The sequence below is a fragment of the Corynebacterium sp. HMSC073D01 genome (genome assembly GCF_001815555.1).
Taxonomy (GTDB): domain Bacteria; phylum Actinomycetota; class Actinomycetes; order Mycobacteriales; family Mycobacteriaceae; genus Corynebacterium; species Corynebacterium glucuronolyticum.
In genome coordinates, this window is sequence record NZ_KV821079.1 from 1 (window position 1) to 305 (window position 305).

1 pseudogene is annotated in these 305 nt (G+C 61.0%); it reads right to left on the minus strand.

Annotated features, from left to right (window positions below):
- A pseudogene (locus HMPREF3044_RS10280) lies at window positions 1–305 on the minus strand (HNH endonuclease); the annotation flags it as partial.

Genomic DNA, 305 nt, shown 5'->3' on the forward strand with positions numbered 1-305 from the left:
GCGCCCTCCGCGTTAATCGCGGTGATGTCCCGACCATAGGGAACGAGGGCTTCACGGATCGTCCACGCATGCTTCTTCGGCAGTTTCGCCACAAACCGTTCAATAGCTTGAAGGGAGGCGAAGGAACAACCAGCGTCGGTTGCTTTCTCCCGGGAGCGTTCCTGTTTGCGTGGGGCACCCGTGCGGCCGTAGTAGATGCCCGCCAGTTTGTGGATGGTGTGGGCGGTGGTCTTATCGTAGCCTGCCCGGACGAGTGCTTTTTTGGACATGCCGAACGCCTCCCCGGCGATCACCATCGCCTGCGA